We start from the raw sequence: 19,886 nt of genomic DNA on the forward strand, positions 1-19,886 counted from the left end.
CCGCTTCGCGGTCCCCCTCCCCATCGCTGCGCGACAGGGAGGAGACGGGACGAGCGGTGCGGTTTTGGCCCCCTCCACCGCCGTTCCGGCGGTCCCCCTCCCCCTGTGGGGGAGGATTGGGAGGATTGGGTGATGTTTCCGCCTAATTTACGCGAAAAACCTGCGCCCGCTCAACGACCTGACGGTTTCTGAGCGCCAATTTCCCGCCCCGGGTCCGGCCTGGCGGATAATGCGGGCATGACCCGATCGACACCGATCCACCGCCGACCCTATTGCCGCCGCAGCGACGCCGAATGGGACGAGATGCGCCGGCTGTATCAGGCCGGGGCCACGGCCAGGGCGCTGGTTGAACAGTATGGCGGGACCGAGCGGACCCTGTATGCGCGGGCGCGCCGCGACGGCTGGCGGCGCAAGGACGACCGGCCGCCGCTGACGGGGCTGTCGCCGGGGGCGGCGGATGCGGTGGTGCGGGCTTTGGGAGCGGACGAGGGTGTGGCGGGGGCCGATGCGCCGTGCCGGGCGCTGGCGGTCGATGCCTCTCTGGGCGAGGCGGCGCGGGCGGCGGCGCAGAGCGCGATCCGCATGTTGCGCGATCTGGAACCGGCGCGGGCCTACACCTATGCGCGGCTGGCCGGGACGCTGGAACGGCTGGCGCGCGGCGGGGCCGGGGGCGACGGCGACGATCCCGACGGGACCGAGCGGGGGCGGCGGGCGGCGCTGGACTTTCTGCGGCGGGAGGGGGGTGCGGCGGCTTACCCCTCCACCGCTGCGCGGTCCCCCTCCCCATCGCTGCGCGACAGGGAGGAGACGTGAGGGCTTTTGAGCTCGATGCCGAGCGGGCCGGGGCGGAGGCCTGGGATCGGGTAGCGCATGACGGGCAGAGGGCGCCGGGCGGGGACTGGACGACCTGGCTGTTTCTGGGCGGGCGCGGGGCGGGCAAGACGCGGGCGGGGGCGGAATGGGTCTGGGGCGAGGCGGCGCGGCTGGCGCGGACCGTGGGGGCGGCCGGGCGGATCGCCCTGGTGGCCCCGACGCTGCACGACGCGCGGGCCGTGATGGTCGAGGGGCCGTCGGGGGTGCTGAACCTGCCGTTCCGCTCGGGCGCGCGGTTCGAACCGTCGCTGCGGCGGGTGGTGTTTCCGGGCGGGGTGCTGGGGCTGATCTTCTCGGCGCGGGAGCCGCAGCGGCTGAGGGGGCCACAGTTTCACGCCGCCTGGGGGGATGAGTTCTGCGCGTGGGACTACGGACGGGAAACGCTGGCGATGTTGCGGCTGGGGCTGAGGTTGGGGGTGCCGCATTCTTGTGGGGCCGCGGTCGTCGGCCCTTCGGGACCTCCCGACCCGACGCGGCCTGGCGCTTCGCGCGGGTCTCACTCACCAAGGCTGATGCTCACGTCGACGCCCAAGCCGGGGCGGTTGCTGCGCGGGGTGCTGGATGAGCCGGGGCTGGTGCGGACGGACGCGGCGACGGTCACGAACGCCGCGCACCTGGCCCCCGGGTTTCTGGCGGCGATGCTGGATCTTTACGGCGGCACACGACGGGCGGCGCAGGAGCTGGACGGACGGGTGCTGGAGGTGGAAGGGGCGCTGTTCACCTATGCGGAGATCGAGAAGGCGAGGACGGCGGGGCGGGACTGGGTCCCCGCCTGCGCGGGGATGAGCGGGGTGGGGCACGATCAACCGTCCGGGACCGTCCGGGGCTCAAGTAGCGCGAAGCGCGATAGCCCTCAGGATGTGGGCTCAACTAGCCCGAAGGGCGATAGCCCAATGCAAGAAGTGGTGGTGGCGGTGGATCCCCCCGCCGGGCCCTTGTCCGGGCGGGCGCGGGATGCGTGCGGGATCGTGGTGGCGGGGCGGGCGGGGGAGCGGGTTCTGGTGCTGGCCGACCGGACGGTGCGGGGGCTGTCGCCCGAGGGCTGGGCCGGGCGGGTACGGGCGGCGGTCGAGGCGTTCGGCGCGCAGCGGGTGGTGGTCGAGACCAACCAGGGCGGGGCCATGGCCGGGGCGGTACTGCGGGCGGCGGGGCTGGCGGTGCCGATCCGGCGCGTGCATGCGGTGCTGGGCAAGGCGGCGCGGGCCGAGCCGGTGGCGGCGCTGTACGAACAGGGCCGGGTCGCCCACGCGGCCGGGCTGGAGGCGCTGGAGGAGGAACTGTGCGGTCTGGGGGCCGAGGACAGCGGCCGCGCCAGTCCCGACCGGGCCGATGCCCTGGTCTGGGCGGTGACGGACCTGCTGCTGGAGCGGCGGGCGGGACCGTCGGTCAGGGTGCTGGACTGGGGTGCGCGCGGGGGGTCGTGTCTGGGGTGAGTGACGCTACGCCTCCCTTCCCCCTCGAGGGGGGAAGGGCCGGGGATGGGGGTGGAGGCACTCTTTTTGGGCCGCGGTCGTCGGCCCTTCGGGACCTCCCGACCCGACGCGGCCTGGCGGCTTCGCCGCGGGCTCACAGGGACCCGGGCGCTCAAGCAGCGCGCGACCGCGTAGCGCGCGTTAGCGCCCCAGCGTAATGATATGCCCTTCCGCCGGGTCACCGCCGCTGTCGGCCAGCGTGCGGATCACGGCAGCGGCGGCGGCGAAGCCGGTGGACTCGACCAGGCGCATCCACGGGGGTTTGGCGGCGGTGACGTGGGCGATGAAGCGGGACTGGGCGGTGTGGAGGCGGCGGTTGACCTCGGCCGGGCCCCAGTCGGCGTTGCGCTTCCTGATCTGGTGCGGGGCGAAATAGAATTGCGGGGCCGGGCCGGGCAGGTCGGCGGGGCTGAGGAAGTCGGTGTTGGCGGCGCTGCCGGCGAAACAGTCGTGGGTCAGGGCGGTGCCGAAATGGTGGTGGATGCGGGCGCGCAGGGCGTTGTCGCCGGAGAAGTCGACATAGAGGGTCGGTTTGTCGGCATCGAGGGTCTCGATCTCGGCATAGGTCAGGGTGCGATCGTAGGCCCCCAGGCCCGCGACGAAGTCGCGGTTGCGCGGCGAGGTCAGGGCGATGCGCTCCAGCCCGTCGCCGCCGGGGCCCGCCTGCCCCAGGCAGAAGGCCGTGGCATAGGCGGTCTTGGACGAGGCGCTGGAGATCAGCAGCCGGCGCGCGCCGAAGGCCAGGTTGTCCGACAGATAGTCGGCCAGCATGAAGGCGGTGACGAACAGGGGGCGGTAGAGCGCCAGCCAGGCCTCGTCGGCGGCGCGGTATGACGGGTCGACGCTGCAGCGGCTGTAGTGGTTATAGGCCGAGGTCAGCGGCAGGCGATGCTCCGAGGCGTCATGGAAGCCGCGGTCGCTGACGCGGTCGGGGCGCATCCGCAGGTGGCTGGCGATCGGCCAGTAGCCGTAGAAGCGCTCGCCCACGGCCACGCCCTCGACGGCCGAGGCGACCACATCGGCAAAACCCCAGACCGGCATCTGGCCAAAGCCGGCCTCGCCGGTCGGGAAGAAGTCCCAGTAGTTCATCGCCGCACCGAAGGCGGCATAGGTGATGTTGTTGGTGGTCAGGGAGAAGACGTCGGGGCTGAGGATGACCTCGCCGGGCGCGGCGGCGGCGGGCTCGGGCGTGGTGCGCAGCGCGGTGCGGCCCGGATCGGCCATGTCGGTCAGCAGGCGGGTGACGGTCAGGGTGTCGGTCATCGCGGATCCGCTCCGGCGGCGGGGTGACAGGCAATCGGTCAGGCGCAGGCGGGCGTGACCCCGAGCCTCGCCCTGCCACCCCCGGGGGGATGACGGTCGAGGCCCCGGGATGGCCGGTACTAGTCTTCGGCGGGCGTGTCGTTGGGGTTGGGGCCCTCGCCGGCTTCCCAGGCGGCCTGGGCTTTCTTTTCGGCCTTCTTGGCGGCCTTTTCGGCGGCCTTCTTGGCGTCGGCGCGGTCGCGCTCCATCCGTTCGAAACTGTAGTTGGGCTTGCGGGCCATGGAGGTCTCTCTTTCGTGGCGCTGTCGCGCTTCGCGCTGCGGGAGCGCCGGGAGGTCGTGTGGAACCGGCGCGCGGCGCGCGGTTCCGGGGCGGCTGCCCGCCCGTCCCCTCCTGTTTGAGCCATCGGGCCGCCGGGGACAACCTTCCGGGTGAAGATGCCTCAGTCGACGGCGGTGATTTCGACCTCGCGCCCGGCGATCACGGCGCTGTCGCCGACGCGTTTGCCGCTCAGGGCCACGGCCAGGGGCGAGATATGGCTGACACTGCCGTGGGCCGGGTCGGCCTCGTCCTCGCCGACGATACGCCAGGTCTGGGTGCGGCCGTCGTCGCGTTCGAGGGTGACCGAGCCGCCGAAGCGGACGCGGCCGTCGGCGGGCGCGATCTCGACCGGCTGGGCCGAGGCGCGGCGCGCTGACCAGTAGCGCAAATCCCGCGTCGCCCGGGCCATGGCCGTGCGGTCGGTCTCGATCGCGCCATGGGCCTGGGCGGCATTGTAGGCCGCGCGGGCCGCGGCCAGGGCCGACTCGATCGCCGCCAGCCCTTGCGGCGTGACCAGATTGGCATGCGGCGAGATCGGACGGTCGGGCAGATCGGCGGCCGTGGCCTCCAGATCCTCCTCACGGGTAAAGGCGACACTCATGGGGAGTCAGCGTATCGGGTGCGCGCCGGTTCCGGCACTGTTTTCTTGTCCGTCCCCCAGCTGTCGTCATCCCGGGGCGCGCAGCGACCCCGGGACCCAGCGGCGCGCTCGCGAAGGCGAGGGCGATCTGTTCACGCACGATGCGGTGAGCCGATGTGTTCGCGACAGGGTCGCGCTCGCGCGCGCCGCTGGGTCCCGGCTTTCGCCGGGATGACGACAGCGGTTGTGGGGCTTCGCGATGACGCGCTGCGCGGAACAGGGTAGGACCCGCGCCATGAGCATTGCAGCGAAGACCATCCACATCGTCGGGGCCGGGCCGGCCGGGCTGATGGCGGCCGAGCGGCTGGCGCAGGCGGGGGCAAAGGTGACCGTGCACGAGCGGATGCCGTCGCCGGGGCGCAAGCTGCTGATGGCCGGGCGCGGCGGGCTGAACCTGACCCATTCGGAAGACCAGGCGGCGTTCGAGGGGCGTTACGGGGAGGCCGCCGGGGCCGTGTCGCCGTGGCTGGACGCCTTTTCGCCGGACGACCTGGCCGCCTGGGCCGAGGGGCTGGGCCAGGCCACCTTCACCGGCTCCAGCGGCCGGGTGTTTCCGCGGGCGATGAAGGCCTCGCCCCTGCTGCGGGCCTGGCTGGCCCGGCTGAACGGGCTGGGGGTCGAGCTGCGCACCCGTTCGCGCTGGACCGGCTGGAGCGAGGACGGGGCGCTGCGCTTCGAGACGGCGGACGGCGAGCGGCGGGAACGACCCGATGCGGTGGTGCTGGCGCTGGGCGGGGCCAGCTGGCCCAAGCTGGGCTCGGACGGCGGCTGGGTCGATCCGCTGGAGGCGGCCGGGGTGGCGGTGGTGCCGCTGCGGCCGTCGAACATGGGCTTTGACGTCGCCTGGTCCGAGGTGGTGCGCAGCCGTTTCGCCGGCCAGCCGCTGAAGGGGGTGGCGCTGACGTTCGGCGACCGGACCGTGCGCGGCGAGGCCGTGGTCACGGCCTACGGGCTGGAAGGCGGGGCCGTCTATACGCTGTCGGCGGCCCTGCGCGAGGCGATCGCGGCGGAAGGGTCGGCCCTGCTGACGATCGACCTGCGGCCCGACCTGTCGATCGCGGCCCTGGCGGCGCGGCTGGAGGCCGGGCGCGGCAAGGACAGCACCGCCAACTGGCTGCGCAAGGCCGGGGGGCTGTCACCGGTGGCCGCGGCCCTGCTGCGCGAGGTGCCGGGCGAGCTGCCGCAGGGGGCCGACAAGCTGGCGCGGCGGATCAAGGCGCTGCGGCTGAAACTGACCGGGATCCAGGGGCTGGAGCGCGCCATCTCGACCGCCGGGGGCGTGGCCCTGGACGCGGTCGATGCCGGCCTGATGCTGAGCGCCCGGCCCGGGGTGTTCGTGGCCGGCGAGATGCTGGACTGGGAGGCCCCGACCGGCGGCTATCTGCTGCAGGCGTCCATGGCCTCGGGGGTGGTGGCGGCGCAGGGCGTGGAGCGCTGGCTGGCGGGGGGTGAGGGAGGCACGGCCTAGCCGCGCAGGGCCCCGGTGAGGATCACGCCGTCGACGGAGGCACCGGAAAAGTCGACCGGGTGTTCCCCGCCGTCGCTGCGTGGCAGCGGCCTCAGGTCGCTGCCGACGAACCGAGCATGGGCCAGCCGGCAGTTCCGGAAACTGGTACCGCGAAGATCGGCACCGTCGAATATCGCGCCGCGCAGGTCGGCGCCGCTGAAATTGGCCCCGGTCAGCAGGCTTTCGGAGAAGTCCACGTCGACGGCGCAGACGTCCGGGGCCACCAGGCCGGGCAGGCGGCGTTTGACCAGACCCGTGCCGAGGGGGCGCAGATCCTCACCGCCCAGCTGGGCGGCGGCCCCGTCCGCGCCCTGGATCGACAGCCAGTGTTCCGCGGCGGACAGGATCTCGAGCAGGGCCGGGACGCGATCCAGGGCCGGCTTGTCCGGATCCATCACGCACCGGGCCAGGGCCCCGGCCGGGAAATGCGTGCCCGTCAGGTCGACCCCGGTGAGGATCGCGTCGTGGAAAACGACCCTGTCCAGCCTGGCCCCCCTGAACTGGGCCCCGTGCAGGTTGGCACCGCTGAAATCCGCTCCCTGGAGCCGGGCCCCGCTGAGCCGGGCGCGTTTCAAGGAGCAGTTGCGCAGGTCGACGCCGCGCCTTGCCGGGTCTGACCCGGTCTCCGGCGTGGGGCCGCCGTCGTCGATCCGCGCCAGATGATAGCCGTCGAGGGCGTTGGCGACCGCCAGCTCCGCGTCGCGGAAGTCGGCGTCGTCCAGCATGGCGCCATACAGATTGGCTCCCCGCAAGCTGGCCCCCCGCAGATCCGCCTGGCTGAGGTCGGCCCCCCGCAGGTCGGCGCGGACGAGGGTCGCGCAATAGAAGGAGGCCCGGATGAATTTCGACATGGCCAGCCGGCTGCGGCTCCAGTCGCTGCCGGCGAAATCCGCTTCGGACAGGTCGCGCCGCTGCAGGATGAGTCCGCGCATGTCGGCGAAGCGCAGCTGCAGCCTCACGCCGTCAGCGGCGCGTTTCACGAAACGCTCATGCGCCGCGACGAACCGGACCACGTCGCTTTCAGGATATTTCTTGAGAACAGGCGTCTTCATCGCGGTCCGGCTCGGGCATCCGCGCCCAGCCCTAGGCGTCAAAAATCACCAAATAGAGAATATCCCCCGGTCGTCGCCGGTCCCCCGGTCCAGCGGCGGCGGCCCGGACATCAGGTGTCATCGGTGTCGATACTACCTCCGGTGATGTCGATACCGGGAAAAACACGGGCGTTGCCGGTCACGAATCCAGCACCGACGGCGTTAACTGTGTCTGGAGAATGGAGTTGACACAACGGCGATACTTTGACCCAGTCCTGCCGCCGGTTGTGGGGCGTCCGAAGGGGCGTCCGGGCATTCCGGCCGGGGTTCGTGTCGCCATGCGTCCGGCGGTGCGAACGACCGTGACAACGGATCGGGGATCACGGCGGCCCTGCGCGCAGGGTCCGATGAAACCAAGGGGGGTGGGTGATGGTCATCAAGCACGAGCTGGCGCGGATGGGCGACCGACTGCTGATCGAAACCCGGATCGTCGGGGACAACGGCCAGGTGCACAGCAAGAGCTATGAAATGGCCGGACCTGAAACCCTCTACTTCACCGACCGGGCGGAAGCGGAAGCCGCCCTGTGCGCGGGCGCGGGCGACGCCGTCGCCCCGTAACGCCCGACACGGTCGACCCTCATCCGGCCCTTCGGGCCACCTTCTCCGAACGGGAGAAGGGATCGATGGTCGACGAGCGGCGGGCAGATGGCTAGACCCGACCCATGACCGATCTCCCCGACATCCACGGTAGCTGCCCGGCCCGTTTCGCCGCGGTGAAGGCCGCCTTCGCCGCCAACTTCAGCGACGCCCCCGAAGGGCTGAACGAGCTGGGCGCGCGGTTCAGCGTCTGTATCGGCGGCGAGCCGGTGATCGACCTGTGGGCCGGCCATGCCGATACGGCCCGGACCACACCCTTCACCGACGCGACCCTGGCCCCGGTGTTTTCGACCGGCAAGGCGGTGATGGCCCTGCTGATCGCCACCTGTGTCGAGCGCGGCCTGCTGTCGTACGAGGCCCCGGTCGCCGCCTACTGGCCGCTGTTCGGACAGGCGGGCAAGGCGGGCATCACCGTCGGCCAGCTGATGAGTCACCAGGCCGGGCTGTCGGGCTTTTCCGAACCGGCCGAGCCGACGATCTGGTTCGACCGCGAGGCGGTGCTGGACCGGCTGTGCGCCCAGGCCCCGATGTGGGAACCGGGCACGGCTTCGGGCTATCATCCGATCACCATCGGCTATCTGGCGGGCGAGCTGTTCCGCCTCGTCGACGGGCGCAGCATGGGCACGGCCCTGGCCGGGGATTTTGCCGATCCGTTCGACCTCGACCTGTGGATCGGCCTGCCCGAGAGCGAGCACGACCGGGTGGCGCAGATGCGCAAGCCGACCGCGGCCCCGGACCTGGGAACGATCGATGCGATCAAGACGGCGGCCTTCCTCGACCGCGGCTCGGCCCCCGGCGGGCGCGGCTCCAGCGAATGGCGGCAGCTGGAGATTCCGTCGGCCAATATGCACGCCACGGCGGCGGGTCTGGCGCGGATGCTGACGCCGCTGGCGACCGGCGGGACGCTGGACGGACAGACCCTCCTGTCGGAGGCGGTGCTGGCCCAGGCCACGCGCGAACGCATCCACGGGCCGGACAGGGTACTGCCCTTCGACATCAGCTGGGGCGCGGGCTTTACCCGCAATGCCGGGCTCGACATCTTCGGGCCCAACCCGGCGGCGGTCGGTCATTGTGGCTGGGGCGGCAGCTGTGCCTTCGCCGATCCGGCCACCGGGATCTCGGCCGCCTATGTGATGACGCGCCAGTCGCCGCACCTGCTGGGCGATCCGCGGGCGCTGCGGCTGATCGCGGCGCTGTATTCGGCGGTCTAGACCGGTCCGGCCTGGGACTTCAGCGCCGCGCGGGCGGCCCGGGCCCGGGTCAGGGCGGCCCACAGGAAGACGGCGGCCCCCAGCCAGATGAAGCCGAACGAGACGCCGCGCAGCCAGGTGAAGGGCTCGCCCTGGACCACGCCGATGACGAAGCTGAGCGTCGGGGCGATGAACTGCAGGAAGCCGACCATCGACAGCGGCAGTCGCCGCGCCGCCCAGGCGAACAGCACCAGCGGACCGACGGTGATCGGTCCGGCCATCAGCAGCCAGAAGGTGGCGTCCGGGCTGGCCCCGAAATGGCCGGCCCCGTGGACATGCAGCCAGACCAGCCAGGCCAGGCCCAGCGGGGCCATCAGCAGACATTCGACGAACAGGCCGGTCTGGGCCTCGGCCTTCACCTGTTTGCGGATCACCCCATAGATGGCGAAGGACACGGCCAGGGTCAGGGAGATCAGGGGCAGCCGGCCCAGCGCCACGGCCTGCAGGGCCACGCCGATGGCGGCCAGTGCGATGGCGAACAGGCCGGCGCGGCTGATGCGTTCGCGGAACAGCCAGGCCCCGAAGGCCATGTTGAGCAGCGGATTCAGATAGTAGCCGAGGCTGGTCTCCAGCGTGTGGCCGTTGTTGACCGCCCAGATGAACAGGACCCAGTTGATGGCGATCATCACGGTCGACAGCATCAGCCAGCGCAGGGTGCGCCAGTCGGTCAGTACCCGTTGCACCTGTGACCACTGTCGGGCCAGCAGCACCAGCCCGGCGGCCCAGACCAGACCCCAGACCGCGCGGTGGCCCATGATCTCCCAGGCGTCGGCCCCGGCCGCGCCCATCGGCTGATAGATCAGCGGCGACAGGCCCCAGATCACATAGCAGGCGACCCCGGCCAGCAGGGCCGGGCGCACGTCGGGCGCGGTGTCGGTCACTAGACCGTCAGGGTGCGATAGCCGCCGGCGGGCTTGATCATGCCGGTCTCGTCCAGCAGCTGGGCGATCTGCACGGCGTTGAGGGCGGCCCCCTTGCGCAGGTTGTCGGACACGACCCAGAGGTTCAGTCCGTTCTCGACCGTATGATCCTTGCGGATGCGCGAGACATAGACGGCGTGTTCACCGGCGGCGTCGACCGGGGTGATGTAGCCGTCGTGTTCCTGCTTATCGATGACCTGGACGCCGGGGGCGTCGCGCAGGATGGCGCGGGCCTCCTCGGGGCTGATCGGCCGGTCGAACTCGAGGGTGACGGACTCGGAGTGGCCGACGAAGACCGGCACCCGCACGCAGGTCACGGTCAGCTTGATGTCGGGGTCGAGGATCTTGTGGGTCTCGTCCCACATCTTGACCTCCTCGTCGGTATAGCCGTCGTCGCGGAAGCTGCCGATGAAGGGGATGACGTTGAAGGCGATCTGTTTGGGGAATTTCTTCGGGGTGGCGTCGCCGAGGCCGTAGATGGCCTTGGTCTGGTTCCACAGCTCGTCCATGCCCTCCTTCCCGGCCCCCGACACCGACTGGTAGGTCGAGACCACGGCGCGTTTGATCGTCGCCGCGTCGTGCAGGGGCTTGAGCGCCACGACCAGCTGGGCGGTCGAGCAGTTGGGGTTGGCGACGATGTTCTTCTTCGTCGCCAGCTTGATGGCGTCGGGGTTCACCTCCGGCACGATCAGCGGCACGTCGGGGTCCTTGCGGAAGGCCGAGGAGTTGTCGATCACGATCGGGCCCAGCTTGCCGATCTTCTCGGACCAGGCGCGCGACACGTCGCCGCCGGCGCTCATCAGCACCAGGTCGACGGTCTTAAAATCGAAGGTATCGATGTCCTCGCATTTGATCGTGCGGTCGCCCCAGGCCACCTCGATGCCGCGCGACTTGCGCGAGGCCAGGGCGTGCATCTTGTCGACGGGGAAGTTCAGCTCCTCGAGGATGTTCAGCATTTCCCGGCCGACATTGCCGGTGGCACCGATGACGGCGACGCGATAGCCCATGGGGAATTCCTTCAATACGCGGCCGCTCGTCCCCTGGAGATGCGGGGGAACGGGCCGTAGGCGCTGCATATGGGCTTTCGCAGGCGCGAAGCAACGGCTTTTCAGACGCGCGCCGGACCGCTAAGCCCCGTGACCATGCCCACACGCCTTCGCGCCGCCTATGACAAGCGTATCCAGACCGGGCAACTCAGCCCCGATCCGGCCCAGCACGAGGCCATCGCGGCGCTGTCGCGACTGAGCCACGACCTGAAGCGGCGCGGCCGGTTCGGCAAGGTGCCGACGGTGACCGGCGTCTATCTGTGGGGGCCGCCCGGGCGCGGCAAGTCCATGCTGATGGACCTGTTCTTCGCCTGTGCGCCCGAGCCGCGAAAGCACCGGGCGCATTTCCACGCCTTCATGGCCCGGGTGCACGGGCTGATCCGCCAGTGGCGCGAGGGCGACAAGACCCGGCGCAAGGCGGTGTTCGGCACCCATCGGGGCGACGACCCGATCGAGCCGGTGGCCGAGCTGATCGCGTCGGAATCGCGGCTGCTGTGTTTCGACGAGCTGCAGGTCACCGACATCGCCGACGCCATGTTGCTGGGCCGGCTGTTCGACGCCCTGTTCGAACGCGGCGTGGTGCTGGCGGTGACCTCGAACCGGGCCCCGGAACAGCTGTATCTGCACGGCATCAACCGCCAGCTGTTCCTGCCCTTCGTCGACCGCCTCACGCAGCGCTGCGAGGTGCTGCAGGTGGCCGGGGCGCGCGACTGGCGACTGGACCGGATGGCGGCCGGGCGGCTGTGGTTCGCGACGGGGGATACGGAGTTCGAGACCCTGTGGGCCGACCTTCTGGGCGACGAGCCCGAGGAGCCGGCGCAGCTGACGGTGCTGGGGCGCGACCTGATGATCGCGCGCACGGCCGGCGGCATGGCCTGGGCCGGGTTCGCCGAACTGTGCGGCCGGGCCCTGGGGCCGCAGGACTATCTGGCCATCGCCGAACGTTTCCATACCCTGTTTCTCGACGCCGTACCGGTGCTGGACCCGGCCCGTCGCGACGAGGCCAAACGCTTCGTCACCCTGGTCGACGCCCTGTATGAGGCGCGGGCGCGGCTGGTGGTGCGGGCCGCCGCCGGTCCGGACGCCCTGTATCCCGCCGGTGACGGGGCGTTCGAATTCGCGCGCACCGCCTCGCGCCTGCATGAGATGACCAGTGCCGACTGGCTGGCGCAATCGCGCGACTGAGGGTTAGGGTGGGCCAAACCGGAGTCCACACACCATGATCCACCGTCGTTTCGCCGCCGCCCTCGCCACCGCCGCCCTGCTGGCCGCCCCCGGGGCCGCGCTGGCCGCCACGCCCGGGACGGTGACCCAGACCGCCTACCAGGCCGCGCCGGCCGCGGCGGCCCAGGCCCCCGCCTCCGGCGGGCTGGCGATCACCGCCGTGCGCGACTGGCTGATCAGTGTCGGGGCCACGGTCGGCGAGGTCACGCGCGCCGACGGCCGGATTTCGGTGACGGTCACCGACGGCCCGATGACCTGGCTGGTCTTCTTCAACGGCTGCGAGGCCGATGTCTGCGGCGACATCCAGTATATGGCGGCGTTCAGCAACGAGACCATCACCCCCGAACGGGTCAACCAGTGGAATCTCGAGCACCGCTTCCTGAAGGCCTATTTCACGCCCGGTACGGCGGCCGGGACGGCCATCGTCCAGTATGACGTCCTGCTGGTCGACGGGGCCGGCACCCGGCAGCTGATCGACCCGACCTCGGTCTGGGTCGGGCTGCTGCCGACCTTCGCCACCCACGTCGGCTTCTTCGTTCCGGCGCAGACTCCGGCCCAGTAGGGCGGTTACCGGACCACGCAAAAGGGCCGCGGAGCGATCCGCGGCCCTCTTTTTGTTTGGCCGCGGTCACAAGGCTCCGCACCAGATTTCCGCTCATCCCCGCGAAGGCGGGGACCCAGTGTTTTGGATGACCAGGCCATTCCGACGACCCGGTGCCCGCCGTCCCTGGCACCCCTGCGCCACAAAAGAACTGGGTCCCCGCCTTCGCGGGGATGAGCGGGGTTTGTAGCGCCCTAGGAAAGCGAGCTGTCGATGTCCTTGCAGGCCTGGAGCAGGCCCTGGACCGAGGCGACGGACTTTTCGAACATGGCCTTCTCTTCGGCATTGGTCGTGAACTCGATGACCTTTTCGACGCCGCCGGCCCCGATCAGGGCGGGCACGCCGACATAGAGGTCCTTGAGGCCGTACTCGCCCGACAGCCAGACGGCGCAGGGCAGGACGCGCTTCTGGTCCAGCAGATAGGAGCGGGCCATGGCGATGGCGCTCTCGGCCGGGGCGTAGAAGGCCGATCCGGTCTTGAGCAGGGCCACGATCTCGCCGCCGCCCTTGCGGGTGCGTTCGACGATGGCGTCCAGCTCGGCCTGGCTCATGAAGCCGGCGGCGACGGCGTCGGGCAGGGGCAGGCCGCCAACGGTCGAGTGGCGCACCATCGGCACCATGTCGTCGCCGTGACCGCCCAGGGTCCAGGCGTTGATGTCCTGGACCGAGACGCCGGTCTTCTCGGACAGGAAATAGGCGAAGCGGGCCGAGTCGAGCACGCCGGCCATGCCGACGACCTTGGCCTTCGGCAGGCCCGAGAACTGCTGCAGGGCCCAGACCATGGCGTCCAGCGGGTTGGTGATGCAGATGACGAAGGCGTTGGGCGCATGGGCCTTGATGCCCTCGCCGACGGCCTTCATGACCTTCAGATTGATGCCGATCAGGTCGTCGCGGCTCATGCCCGGCTTGCGCGGCACGCCGGCGGTGACGATGCAGACGTCGGCCCCGGCGATGTCGGCATAGTCGGTGGCCCCCTTGAGCACCACATCGGTGCCGATCACGGCGGTGGCCTCGGCGATGTCGAGCGCCTTGCCCTGGGGCGTACCCTCGGCGATGTCGAACAGAACCACGTCGCCCAGCGCTTCGCGCGCGGCCACATGGGCCAGGGTGCCACCGATCATGCCGGCGCCGATGAGGGCGATTTTCGCGCGTGCCATAGGGGTCGTCTCCAAGGGGAAGGGGGCGGCGCAACAGCGACCGTTGCGCGGCGGTCTAGCCCTGCGCGCTTTCGCCTGCAACTGTGACGCGGCGTCAGCCGGAGCCGTTGTGACCCGATCCCCCGAATTCATCGCCGCCGCCGACACGCCGGACAGTCTGGTCACCGTGACCGACGAGGCGGCCGTGCGTGCCGCGGTCGCGGCCTGGCGGGCGCGGCTGCTGAAGGGCCCCGGCCTGTGGGACCGGACCACGCGCGGGGTCCAGGGCCGGATCAATCGCGCCATCCCCGACCGGGTGCATGCCGTGGTCACCGCCGGGGTCGAGGCCATGACCGGGGGCATCATGACCGGCTCCGACCTGCTGAGGGTGCGGCCACTGGCGGAGGGCTCGCTGGCGGCGCGGGAGCTGCGGGCCCGGCAGCGGATCCAGCGCTATCGCAACACCGCCGGGGTCGAGGGCGGGGTGACCGGGGCCGGCGGCTTCCTGCTGGCGGCGGCCGACTTTCCGGCCCTGATGGCGATCAAGGTGCGGATGCTGGGCGAGGTCGTCGGCTGCTACGGCTGGGGCGGGGGCACGCTGCGGGAGCGGCTGTTCGTGCTGCACATCTTTCATCTGGCCTTTGCCAGCGCCGCGCGGCGACCCGAGGCCCTGGCGGCGCTGGAGGCGTGGATCGCCAACCGCGACCAGCCGGACGCCCTCGACGCCTATGACTGGCGCAGCTTCCAGATCGAATATCGCGACCATATCGACCTGGCCAAGCTGGCCCAGCTGATCCCGGTGGTCGGCGCGCCGATCGGGGCGGTGGTCAACTGGCGGCTGGTCGAGCGACTGGGCGAGACGGCGATGATGGCCTGCCGGATGCGGTGGCTGGCGGGGGCTTGAGTTCCTGTTTTGTTCGTGCGCAGATAACAGACTAACGGGAGGATTTCGACATGATCGGCTATGTAACACTGGGCACCAATGACCTTGAGCGCGGGGCGAAATTCTATGACGCCCTCGCCGCCGAACTGGGCACGCCGCGGATGATGGAGGAACCGACCTTCATCGCCTGGGGCACGCCGGACGGCGGGGCCGGGATCGGCCTGACCAAACCCCATGACGGCAAGGCCGCCACGGTCGGCAATGGCGTGATGGTGGCGCTGCAGGCGGCGTCGCGCGACCAGGTCCGGCGGCTGTACGACATCGCCCTGGCCAATGGCGGCACCTGCGAGGGCCCGCCCGGACCGCGCGGCGGGCCGTTCTACGCCGCCTATTTCCGCGACCTGGACGGCAACAAGCTGAACGCCTTCCTGATGGAAGCCGGCGCGGGGACCTGACGCCTTGACCCCGGGGCGTCCGCGGGCGACCGGTGGGGATGGCCCGTGAATTCACCCTCGACTCCGCCTTCGGGCCCGGCTCCGTCTTTGTCGCCGACTGGCCGCTGTGCCAGCTGCGGCTGCAGGACGACGCGCGCTTTCCGTGGCTGGTCCTGATCCCGCGTGTGGCCGGGGCGGTCGAGCTGGCCGACCTGTCGCCGGCGGACCGGACACGGCTGATGGAGGAGATCGTCCGGGCCGGGGACCGGGTGCGGGATCTGGGCGCGGCGGCCGGGCGGCCGGTCGACAAGCTGAATGTCGCCGCCCTCGGCAATGTCACGGCCCAGCTGCATGTCCATGTCGTCGGACGGCGGCGCGACGATGGCCTGTGGCCCGATCCGGTCTGGGGTCGGGCCGGCGCGCGCCCCTATGACGCGGCGGCGCGGGCCGCGCTGCTGGCGCGCCTGACCGCCTGATCAGGGGCGATGCAGGGTCACCGGGCGGGCCTGGCCGTTGTGCACGAACTCGCCCCGCCAGCCGCCGTCGCTGCGCCGCAGCCGCAGGGTGCCGCGCCGGTCCAGGGTCAGGGTGGCGCGGCTGCCGTCCACGGCGATGGCCGAGACCAGGCGGGCGCGCCCGTCGTCGCCCTGACGCCAGGCGCCCTCGACGGTGCCGTCGCCGGCATCGCGCAACACCAGGCTGAGCAGCGGACGACCGTCGGGTCCCAGGGCCCGCCAGCGCCCGTCCAGCGGTCCGGCCCGGGCGTCGGCGCTGGCCTCGGCGGCGGTCACCCCCTGGTCGAAGAAGGTCTCGACATCGCGGACCCCGGGACCGGGCGCGGTCTCGAACGGGCGGATGGCCGGGGGGCGATAGATCTGGCGGGTCGCGTCGGCGGCGGGCGTATAGGGGCGCGCGCCGGGATCCTGAAGCAGAAGGACGGCGGTGGCGGCGATAACGGTAAGAAGCATTGCCCCAGACTGCCGCACCCGGACCGAAAATTCCACCCGACCGCGACAGGGAGGGCAAAACCGCCCCCGAAAACCGCCTTGGGGTCGGGGTCGGGGGGAGGCCTTCGTTGACACCGCGCCGCCGGGGTCACTAAAGCCTGTATGCGCCCTCGGGCGATTGAATTCCTTCGGTTTTGAGAACCATTCGCATGACGAGCCCTCCCACGGCCTCGGGCGATGCCCGGAGCGACCGCCCGGTCCTCCAGCCCAACGGCCGGCCCCGCCCCCTGTCTCCCCATCTCCAGGTCTGGCGCTGGCATGTGACCATGGCGGCCTCGATCCTGCACCGGATCAGCGGCAGCGCCCTGTCGGCCGGCGCGGTCCTGGTCGGGATCTGGCTGCTGGCCCTGGCCTTCGGCCCCGAGGCCTATGCGACCTTCACCGGCCTGTCGGCCTCGCCGCTGGGCCTGCTGGTCTGGTTCGGCCTGACCCTGGCCCTGACCTATCACCTGGCCTCGGGGATCCGTCACCTGGTCTGGGACGCCGGCAAGGGTCTCGATCCGAAGACGGCGAGCCTGTTGAGCAGCCTGTCGATATGGCTGGGCCTGCTGGTCGGGGTGGCCTTCTGGGTCTGGCTGTTCGTGTCCGGGAGTGTGTCGCTGTGAGCGGTTCGACCAAGACCTTCGTCAAGGGCGTCAAGGTGTCCGAGCGCCACGGGGCCGGCGAGTGGAAGGCCGAGCGCCTGTCCTCGCTGATCCTGGTGCCGCTGACCCTCTGGGGTCTGTGGAGCGCGGCCCAGCTGGCCGGTGGCGGCTATGACGGGGCCCTGCTCTGGTTCCAGAGTCCGGTCAATGCCGGGCTGCTGGCCGTCACCCTGCTGGCCAGCCTGTGGCACATGAACCTGGGTCTGAAGGTCATCGTCGATGACTATATTCACAAGCCCTCGACGCGCGGGATCCTGCTGACCCTGATCGCCGCCCTTTGTCTGGTGCTGGCCTTCGCCAGTGTCTTCCTCATCGTGCGGCTGGCGCTGGGTTCAGCGCCGCTGCCGGCCGGTTTCGGAGCCTGATCGCTTATGGCGACCTATGATTTCATCGATCACGAATATGACGTGGTCGTCGTCGGTGCCGGCGGCTCGGGCCTGCGCGCGGCGCTCGGGGCCGCCCAGCAGGGGCTGAAGGTCGCCTGCGTCACCAAGGTGTTCCCGACCCGGTCGCACACGGTCGCGGCCCAGGGCGGCATCTCGGCCTCGCTCGGCAATATGGGCGAGGATGACTGGCGCTGGCATATGTACGACACCGTCAAGGGGTCGGACTGGCTGGGCGACCAGGATGCCATCGAATATCTGGTGCGCGAGGCCCCCAAGGCCGTCTATGAGCTGGAACACTGGGGCGTGCCGTTCAGCCGCACCGAGGAAGGCAAGATCTACCAGCGGGCCTTCGGCGGCATGACGCGCGACTTCGGCAATGGTCCGGTGCAGCGCACCTGCGCCGCCGCCGACCGCACCGGCCACGCCATCCTGCACACCTTGTACGGCCAGTCGGTGCGCCGCGAGGTCGAGTTCTTCGTCGAATATTTCGGCCTCGACCTGATCATGCAGGACGGCGCCTGCACCGGGGTGACGGCCTGGAAGCTGGACGACGGCACCATGCACCGCTTCCGGGCCAAGCTGGTGATCCTGGCGACCGGGGGTTACGGCCGCGCCTATTTCAGCGCCACCAGCGCCCACACCTGCACCGGGGACGGCAATGCCATGGTGCTGCGCGCCGGCCTGCCGCTGCAGGACATGGAGTTCGTGCAGTTCCACCCGACCGGCATCTATGGCGCGGGCTGCCTGATCACCGAGGGCGCGCGCGGCGAGGGCGGCTATCTGACCAATTCCGAGGGCGAGCGCTTCATGGAGCGCTATGCCCCGTCGGTGAAGGACCTGGCCCCGCGCGACATGGTCAGCCGCTCGATGACCATCGAGATCCGCGAAGGACGCGGCGTCGGTCCGAACAAGGACCACATCTTCCTGCACCTCGACCATCTGGACCCGAAGGTGCTGCACAAGCGACTGCCGGGCATTTCCGAGAGCGCCAAGATCTTCGCCGGCGTCGACGTGACCAAACAGCCGATTCCGGTGCTGCCGACGGTCCACTACAATATGGGCGGCATCCCGACCAACTATCACGGCGAGGTCCTGACCAAGGTCGGCGACAATGCCGACACCGTGGTGCCCGGCCTGATGGCCGTGGGCGAGGCCGCCTGCGTCTCGGTGCACGGGGCCAACCGTCTCGGCTCGAACAGCCTGACCGACCTGGTGGTGTTCGGCCGCGCCGCCGGCCTGCGCGCCGGCGAGGTGGTCGACAAGGCGTCGAAGGTGCCGGACGCCCCGGCCGCAACCACCGACGGCCACCTGGCCCGTTTCGATCGCTTCCGCAACGCCTCGGGGTCGACCCCGACGGCCAAACTGCGCATCGAGATGCAGCGGGCCATGCAGTCGGACGCCGCCGTGTTCCGTACCGGCAAGACGCTGGAGGAGGGCGTCGCCAAGCTGCGCGACATCCACGCCCGCGGTGCCGACATCAAGACCACCGACCGCGGCCTGATCTGGAACACCGATCTGGTCGAGACGCTGGAATACGACAACCTGGTCGACCAGGCGCTGGTGACGATCGAGGGCGCGCTGAACCGCACCGAGAGCCGCGGGGCCCATGCCCGCGAGGACTTCCCCGACCGCAATGACGCCGAGTGGATGAAGCACACCCTGGCCTGGAAGACGCCGACCGAGGCCGTGAAGATCGACTACCGGCCGGTCCACAACTACACGATGTCCGACGACATCGCCTATATCGAGCCCAAGGCACGGGTGTACTGAAGATGGTCCAGCTTACCCTCCCGCGCGGCTCCAAGCCGACCCCCGGCAAGGTCCACAAGGCCGCGCCCGGATCGACCAACGTCAAGACCTACAAGGTCTATCGCTACGACCCCGAGGTCGACGCGGACCCGCGCTGGGACGTCTATGAGGTGCCGGTGGCCGACCACGGCCCGATGCTGCTGGACGCCCTGATCCACATCAAGAACGAGATCGACCCGACCCTGTCGTTCCGGCGCTCGTGCCGCGAGGGCATCTGCGGCTCGTGCTCGATGAACATCGACGGGCGCAACACCCTGGCCTGCACCAAGGGCTGGGACGAGTGCTCGTCGGACACGATCTCGATCGCGCCCCTGCCGCACCAGCCGGTGGTCAAGGATCTGGTGACGGACCTGACCCTGTTCTACGCCCAGTACGACTCGATCCAGCCGTGGCTGCAGTCGGACGAACCGGACCCGACGACCGAGCGGCTGCAGACCCCGGCCGAGCGCGAGAAGCTGGACGGGCTGTACGAGTGCATCCTGTGCGCCTGCTGCTCGACCTCCTGCCCCAGCTACTGGTGGAACCAGACCGAATACCTCGGCCCGGCGGCCCTGCTGCAATCCTATCGCTGGATCGCCGACAGCCGCGACGACGCCACCCAGAGCCGGCTCGACGACCTCGAGGATCCGTTCAAACTGTATCGCTGCCACACGATCATGAACTGCGCCCAGGTCTGTCCCAAGGGGCTGAACCCGGCCAAGGCCATCGCCGAGACCAAGAAGCTGATGGTGGCCCCGGACCGCAGGAAGGCGACGGCGACGGTCTGATGGGGAACCTTCGCG

At 70.5% G+C, this 19,886-nt stretch carries 22 protein-coding genes; 14 read left to right on the forward strand and 8 right to left on the reverse strand.

Annotation, left to right across the window (positions count from 1 at the left end; genetic code table 11):
* The first annotated feature begins 237 nt into the window (after positions 1–237).
* Both AACZ75_RS09135 and AACZ75_RS09140 read left to right on the forward strand, forming a co-directional pair.
* Positions 238–813: a hypothetical protein gene (locus AACZ75_RS09135; RefSeq protein ID WP_339872540.1), complete on the forward strand. Its 576-nt coding sequence runs from the start codon at positions 238–240 to the stop codon at positions 811–813.
* Positions 810–2,306, forward strand: a complete 1,497-nt coding sequence (locus tag AACZ75_RS09140; protein WP_339872541.1) for a terminase family protein — start codon at positions 810–812, stop codon at positions 2,304–2,306. The genes AACZ75_RS09135 and AACZ75_RS09140 overlap by 4 nt, the downstream gene beginning before the upstream one ends.
* Before the next feature lie 180 nt (positions 2,307–2,486).
* Here AACZ75_RS09140 and AACZ75_RS09145 read toward each other — a convergent pair whose 3' ends face one another.
* From AACZ75_RS09145 to greA, 3 genes are all read right to left on the reverse strand, one after another.
* Entirely contained in the window at positions 2,487–3,608 is a 1,122-nt protein-coding gene (locus AACZ75_RS09145; RefSeq protein ID WP_339872542.1) for a DUF2855 family protein, read from the reverse strand.
* Between the two features lie 119 nt (positions 3,609–3,727).
* Entirely contained in the window at positions 3,728–3,889 is a 162-nt protein-coding gene (locus tag AACZ75_RS09150) for a hypothetical protein (RefSeq protein WP_339872543.1), read from the reverse strand.
* A 161-nt stretch (positions 3,890–4,050) separates the two neighbouring features.
* Complete coding sequence (gene greA, locus AACZ75_RS09155) at positions 4,051–4,530, reverse strand: transcription elongation factor GreA (RefSeq protein WP_339872544.1); 480 nt, start codon at positions 4,528–4,530, stop codon at positions 4,051–4,053.
* Positions 4,531–4,804: 274 nt separating this feature from the next.
* Between greA and AACZ75_RS09160 the strand changes: the two genes are divergently transcribed.
* Complete coding sequence (locus AACZ75_RS09160; RefSeq protein WP_339872545.1) at positions 4,805–6,037, forward strand: TIGR03862 family flavoprotein; 1,233 nt, start codon at positions 4,805–4,807, stop codon at positions 6,035–6,037.
* On the opposite strand, the gene AACZ75_RS09165 is transcribed toward AACZ75_RS09160, so the two are convergent.
* The gene (locus AACZ75_RS09165; RefSeq protein ID WP_339872546.1) at positions 6,034–7,128 is read right to left on the reverse strand and encodes a pentapeptide repeat-containing protein; all 1,095 of its coding nucleotides are present in this window, start codon (positions 7,126–7,128) and stop codon (positions 6,034–6,036) included. The genes AACZ75_RS09160 and AACZ75_RS09165 overlap by 4 nt on opposite strands.
* Positions 7,129–7,536: 408 nt before the next feature.
* On the opposite strand from AACZ75_RS09165, the gene AACZ75_RS09170 reads away from it, so the two are divergent.
* Both AACZ75_RS09170 and AACZ75_RS09175 read left to right on the forward strand, forming a co-directional pair.
* Positions 7,537–7,725: a hypothetical protein gene (locus tag AACZ75_RS09170; protein ID WP_339872547.1), complete on the forward strand. Its 189-nt coding sequence runs from the start codon at positions 7,537–7,539 to the stop codon at positions 7,723–7,725.
* A gap of 104 nt (positions 7,726–7,829) precedes the next feature.
* Positions 7,830–8,975: a serine hydrolase domain-containing protein gene (locus AACZ75_RS09175; protein ID WP_339872548.1), complete on the forward strand. Its 1,146-nt coding sequence runs from the start codon at positions 7,830–7,832 to the stop codon at positions 8,973–8,975.
* Here AACZ75_RS09175 and rarD read toward each other — a convergent pair.
* Both rarD and AACZ75_RS09185 read right to left on the reverse strand, forming a co-directional pair.
* Positions 8,972–9,895, reverse strand: coding sequence for an EamA family transporter RarD (gene rarD / locus AACZ75_RS09180; protein WP_339872549.1), 924 nt, complete (start codon positions 9,893–9,895; stop codon positions 8,972–8,974). The genes AACZ75_RS09175 and rarD overlap by 4 nt on opposite strands.
* A complete protein-coding gene (locus AACZ75_RS09185; protein ID WP_339872550.1) occupies positions 9,895–10,941 on the reverse strand; it encodes an aspartate-semialdehyde dehydrogenase in 1,047 nt (348 codons plus the stop codon). Before AACZ75_RS09185 ends, rarD begins: the two co-directional genes overlap by 1 nt.
* A 135-nt stretch (positions 10,942–11,076) precedes the next feature.
* On the opposite strand from AACZ75_RS09185, the gene zapE reads away from it, so the two are divergent.
* Both zapE and AACZ75_RS09195 read left to right on the forward strand, forming a co-directional pair.
* Positions 11,077–12,165, forward strand: coding sequence for a cell division protein ZapE (gene zapE, locus AACZ75_RS09190; RefSeq protein ID WP_339872551.1), 1,089 nt, complete (start codon positions 11,077–11,079; stop codon positions 12,163–12,165).
* A 34-nt stretch (positions 12,166–12,199) separates the two neighbouring features.
* Positions 12,200–12,766: a YbjN domain-containing protein gene (locus AACZ75_RS09195; RefSeq protein ID WP_339872552.1), complete on the forward strand. Its 567-nt coding sequence runs from the start codon at positions 12,200–12,202 to the stop codon at positions 12,764–12,766.
* Between the two features lie 233 nt (positions 12,767–12,999).
* Here AACZ75_RS09195 and mdh read toward each other — a convergent pair whose 3' ends face one another.
* Positions 13,000–13,962, reverse strand: coding sequence for a malate dehydrogenase (mdh, locus tag AACZ75_RS09200; RefSeq protein WP_339872553.1), 963 nt, complete (start codon positions 13,960–13,962; stop codon positions 13,000–13,002).
* Positions 13,963–14,071: 109 nt separating this feature from the next.
* Here mdh and AACZ75_RS09205 point away from each other — a divergent pair, with 109 nt between their 5' ends.
* Genes AACZ75_RS09205 through AACZ75_RS09215 form a run of 3 tightly spaced genes read left to right on the forward strand, consistent with a single transcriptional unit; the run spans position 14,072 to position 15,734 of the window.
* Complete coding sequence (locus tag AACZ75_RS09205; RefSeq protein ID WP_339872554.1) at positions 14,072–14,845, forward strand: EcsC family protein; 774 nt, start codon at positions 14,072–14,074, stop codon at positions 14,843–14,845.
* Positions 14,846–14,895: 50 nt separating this feature from the next.
* Entirely contained in the window at positions 14,896–15,279 is a 384-nt protein-coding gene (locus AACZ75_RS09210) for a VOC family protein (protein WP_339872555.1), read from the forward strand.
* Positions 15,280–15,317: 38 nt separating this feature from the next.
* Positions 15,318–15,734 carry an HIT domain-containing protein gene (locus AACZ75_RS09215; RefSeq protein ID WP_339872556.1) on the forward strand — a complete coding sequence of 139 codons (417 nt, stop codon included), beginning with the start codon at positions 15,318–15,320 and terminating at the stop codon, positions 15,732–15,734.
* Here AACZ75_RS09215 and AACZ75_RS09220 read toward each other — a convergent pair whose 3' ends face one another.
* Positions 15,735–16,226: a hypothetical protein gene (locus AACZ75_RS09220; RefSeq protein ID WP_339872557.1), complete on the reverse strand. Its 492-nt coding sequence runs from the start codon at positions 16,224–16,226 to the stop codon at positions 15,735–15,737.
* Between the two features lie 188 nt (positions 16,227–16,414).
* Here AACZ75_RS09220 and sdhC point away from each other — a divergent pair, with 188 nt between their 5' ends.
* Genes sdhC through AACZ75_RS09240 form a run of 4 tightly spaced genes read left to right on the forward strand, consistent with a single transcriptional unit; the run spans position 16,415 to position 19,871 of the window.
* A complete protein-coding gene (sdhC, locus tag AACZ75_RS09225) occupies positions 16,415–16,870 on the forward strand; it encodes a succinate dehydrogenase, cytochrome b556 subunit (protein WP_339872558.1) in 456 nt (151 codons plus the stop codon).
* Positions 16,867–17,274, forward strand: coding sequence for a succinate dehydrogenase, hydrophobic membrane anchor protein (sdhD, locus tag AACZ75_RS09230; protein WP_339872559.1), 408 nt, complete (start codon positions 16,867–16,869; stop codon positions 17,272–17,274). The genes sdhC and sdhD overlap by 4 nt, the downstream gene beginning before the upstream one ends.
* A 6-nt stretch (positions 17,275–17,280) precedes the next feature.
* Entirely contained in the window at positions 17,281–19,065 is a 1,785-nt protein-coding gene (sdhA, locus tag AACZ75_RS09235) for a succinate dehydrogenase flavoprotein subunit (protein ID WP_339872560.1), read from the forward strand.
* A gap of 2 nt (positions 19,066–19,067) precedes the next feature.
* Complete coding sequence (locus tag AACZ75_RS09240; RefSeq protein WP_339872561.1) at positions 19,068–19,871, forward strand: succinate dehydrogenase iron-sulfur subunit; 804 nt, start codon at positions 19,068–19,070, stop codon at positions 19,869–19,871.
* Positions 19,872–19,886: the final 15 nt, after the last annotated feature.

This window comes from uncultured Brevundimonas sp. (assembly GCF_963975535.1).
Lineage (GTDB): Bacteria > Pseudomonadota > Alphaproteobacteria > Caulobacterales > Caulobacteraceae > Brevundimonas.

What these genes read in the sequence shown, in the direction of transcription:
- AACZ75_RS09150 (WP_339872543.1), bottom strand. Translation starts at nt 3,889, where the DNA reads ATGGCCCGCAAGCCCAACTACAGTTTCGAACGGATGGAGCGCGACCGC.
- AACZ75_RS09160 (WP_339872545.1), top strand. Translation starts at nt 4,805, where the DNA reads ATGAGCATTGCAGCGAAGACCATCCACATCGTCGGGGCCGGGCCGGCC.
- AACZ75_RS09165 (WP_339872546.1), bottom strand. Translation starts at nt 7,128, where the DNA reads ATGAAGACGCCTGTTCTCAAGAAATATCCTGAAAGCGACGTGGTCCGG.
- greA (WP_339872544.1), bottom strand. Translation starts at nt 4,530, where the DNA reads ATGAGTGTCGCCTTTACCCGTGAGGAGGATCTGGAGGCCACGGCCGCC.
- sdhC (WP_339872558.1), top strand. Translation starts at nt 16,415, where the DNA reads ATGACGAGCCCTCCCACGGCCTCGGGCGATGCCCGGAGCGACCGCCCG.
- AACZ75_RS09195 (WP_339872552.1), top strand. Translation starts at nt 12,200, where the DNA reads ATGATCCACCGTCGTTTCGCCGCCGCCCTCGCCACCGCCGCCCTGCTG.
- AACZ75_RS09185 (WP_339872550.1), bottom strand. Translation starts at nt 10,941, where the DNA reads ATGGGCTATCGCGTCGCCGTCATCGGTGCCACCGGCAATGTCGGCCGG.
- AACZ75_RS09175 (WP_339872548.1), top strand. Translation starts at nt 7,830, where the DNA reads ATGACCGATCTCCCCGACATCCACGGTAGCTGCCCGGCCCGTTTCGCC.
- AACZ75_RS09170 (WP_339872547.1), top strand. Translation starts at nt 7,537, where the DNA reads ATGGTCATCAAGCACGAGCTGGCGCGGATGGGCGACCGACTGCTGATC.
- zapE (WP_339872551.1), top strand. Translation starts at nt 11,077, where the DNA reads ATGCCCACACGCCTTCGCGCCGCCTATGACAAGCGTATCCAGACCGGG.
- AACZ75_RS09220 (WP_339872557.1), bottom strand. Translation starts at nt 16,226, where the DNA reads ATGCTTCTTACCGTTATCGCCGCCACCGCCGTCCTTCTGCTTCAGGAT.
- AACZ75_RS09210 (WP_339872555.1), top strand. Translation starts at nt 14,896, where the DNA reads ATGATCGGCTATGTAACACTGGGCACCAATGACCTTGAGCGCGGGGCG.
- sdhA (WP_339872560.1), top strand. Translation starts at nt 17,281, where the DNA reads ATGGCGACCTATGATTTCATCGATCACGAATATGACGTGGTCGTCGTC.
- AACZ75_RS09145 (WP_339872542.1), bottom strand. Translation starts at nt 3,608, where the DNA reads ATGACCGACACCCTGACCGTCACCCGCCTGCTGACCGACATGGCCGAT.
- AACZ75_RS09215 (WP_339872556.1), top strand. Translation starts at nt 15,318, where the DNA reads ATGGCCCGTGAATTCACCCTCGACTCCGCCTTCGGGCCCGGCTCCGTC.
- mdh (WP_339872553.1), bottom strand. Translation starts at nt 13,962, where the DNA reads ATGGCACGCGCGAAAATCGCCCTCATCGGCGCCGGCATGATCGGTGGC.
- AACZ75_RS09135 (WP_339872540.1), top strand. Translation starts at nt 238, where the DNA reads ATGACCCGATCGACACCGATCCACCGCCGACCCTATTGCCGCCGCAGC.
- AACZ75_RS09240 (WP_339872561.1), top strand. Translation starts at nt 19,068, where the DNA reads ATGGTCCAGCTTACCCTCCCGCGCGGCTCCAAGCCGACCCCCGGCAAG.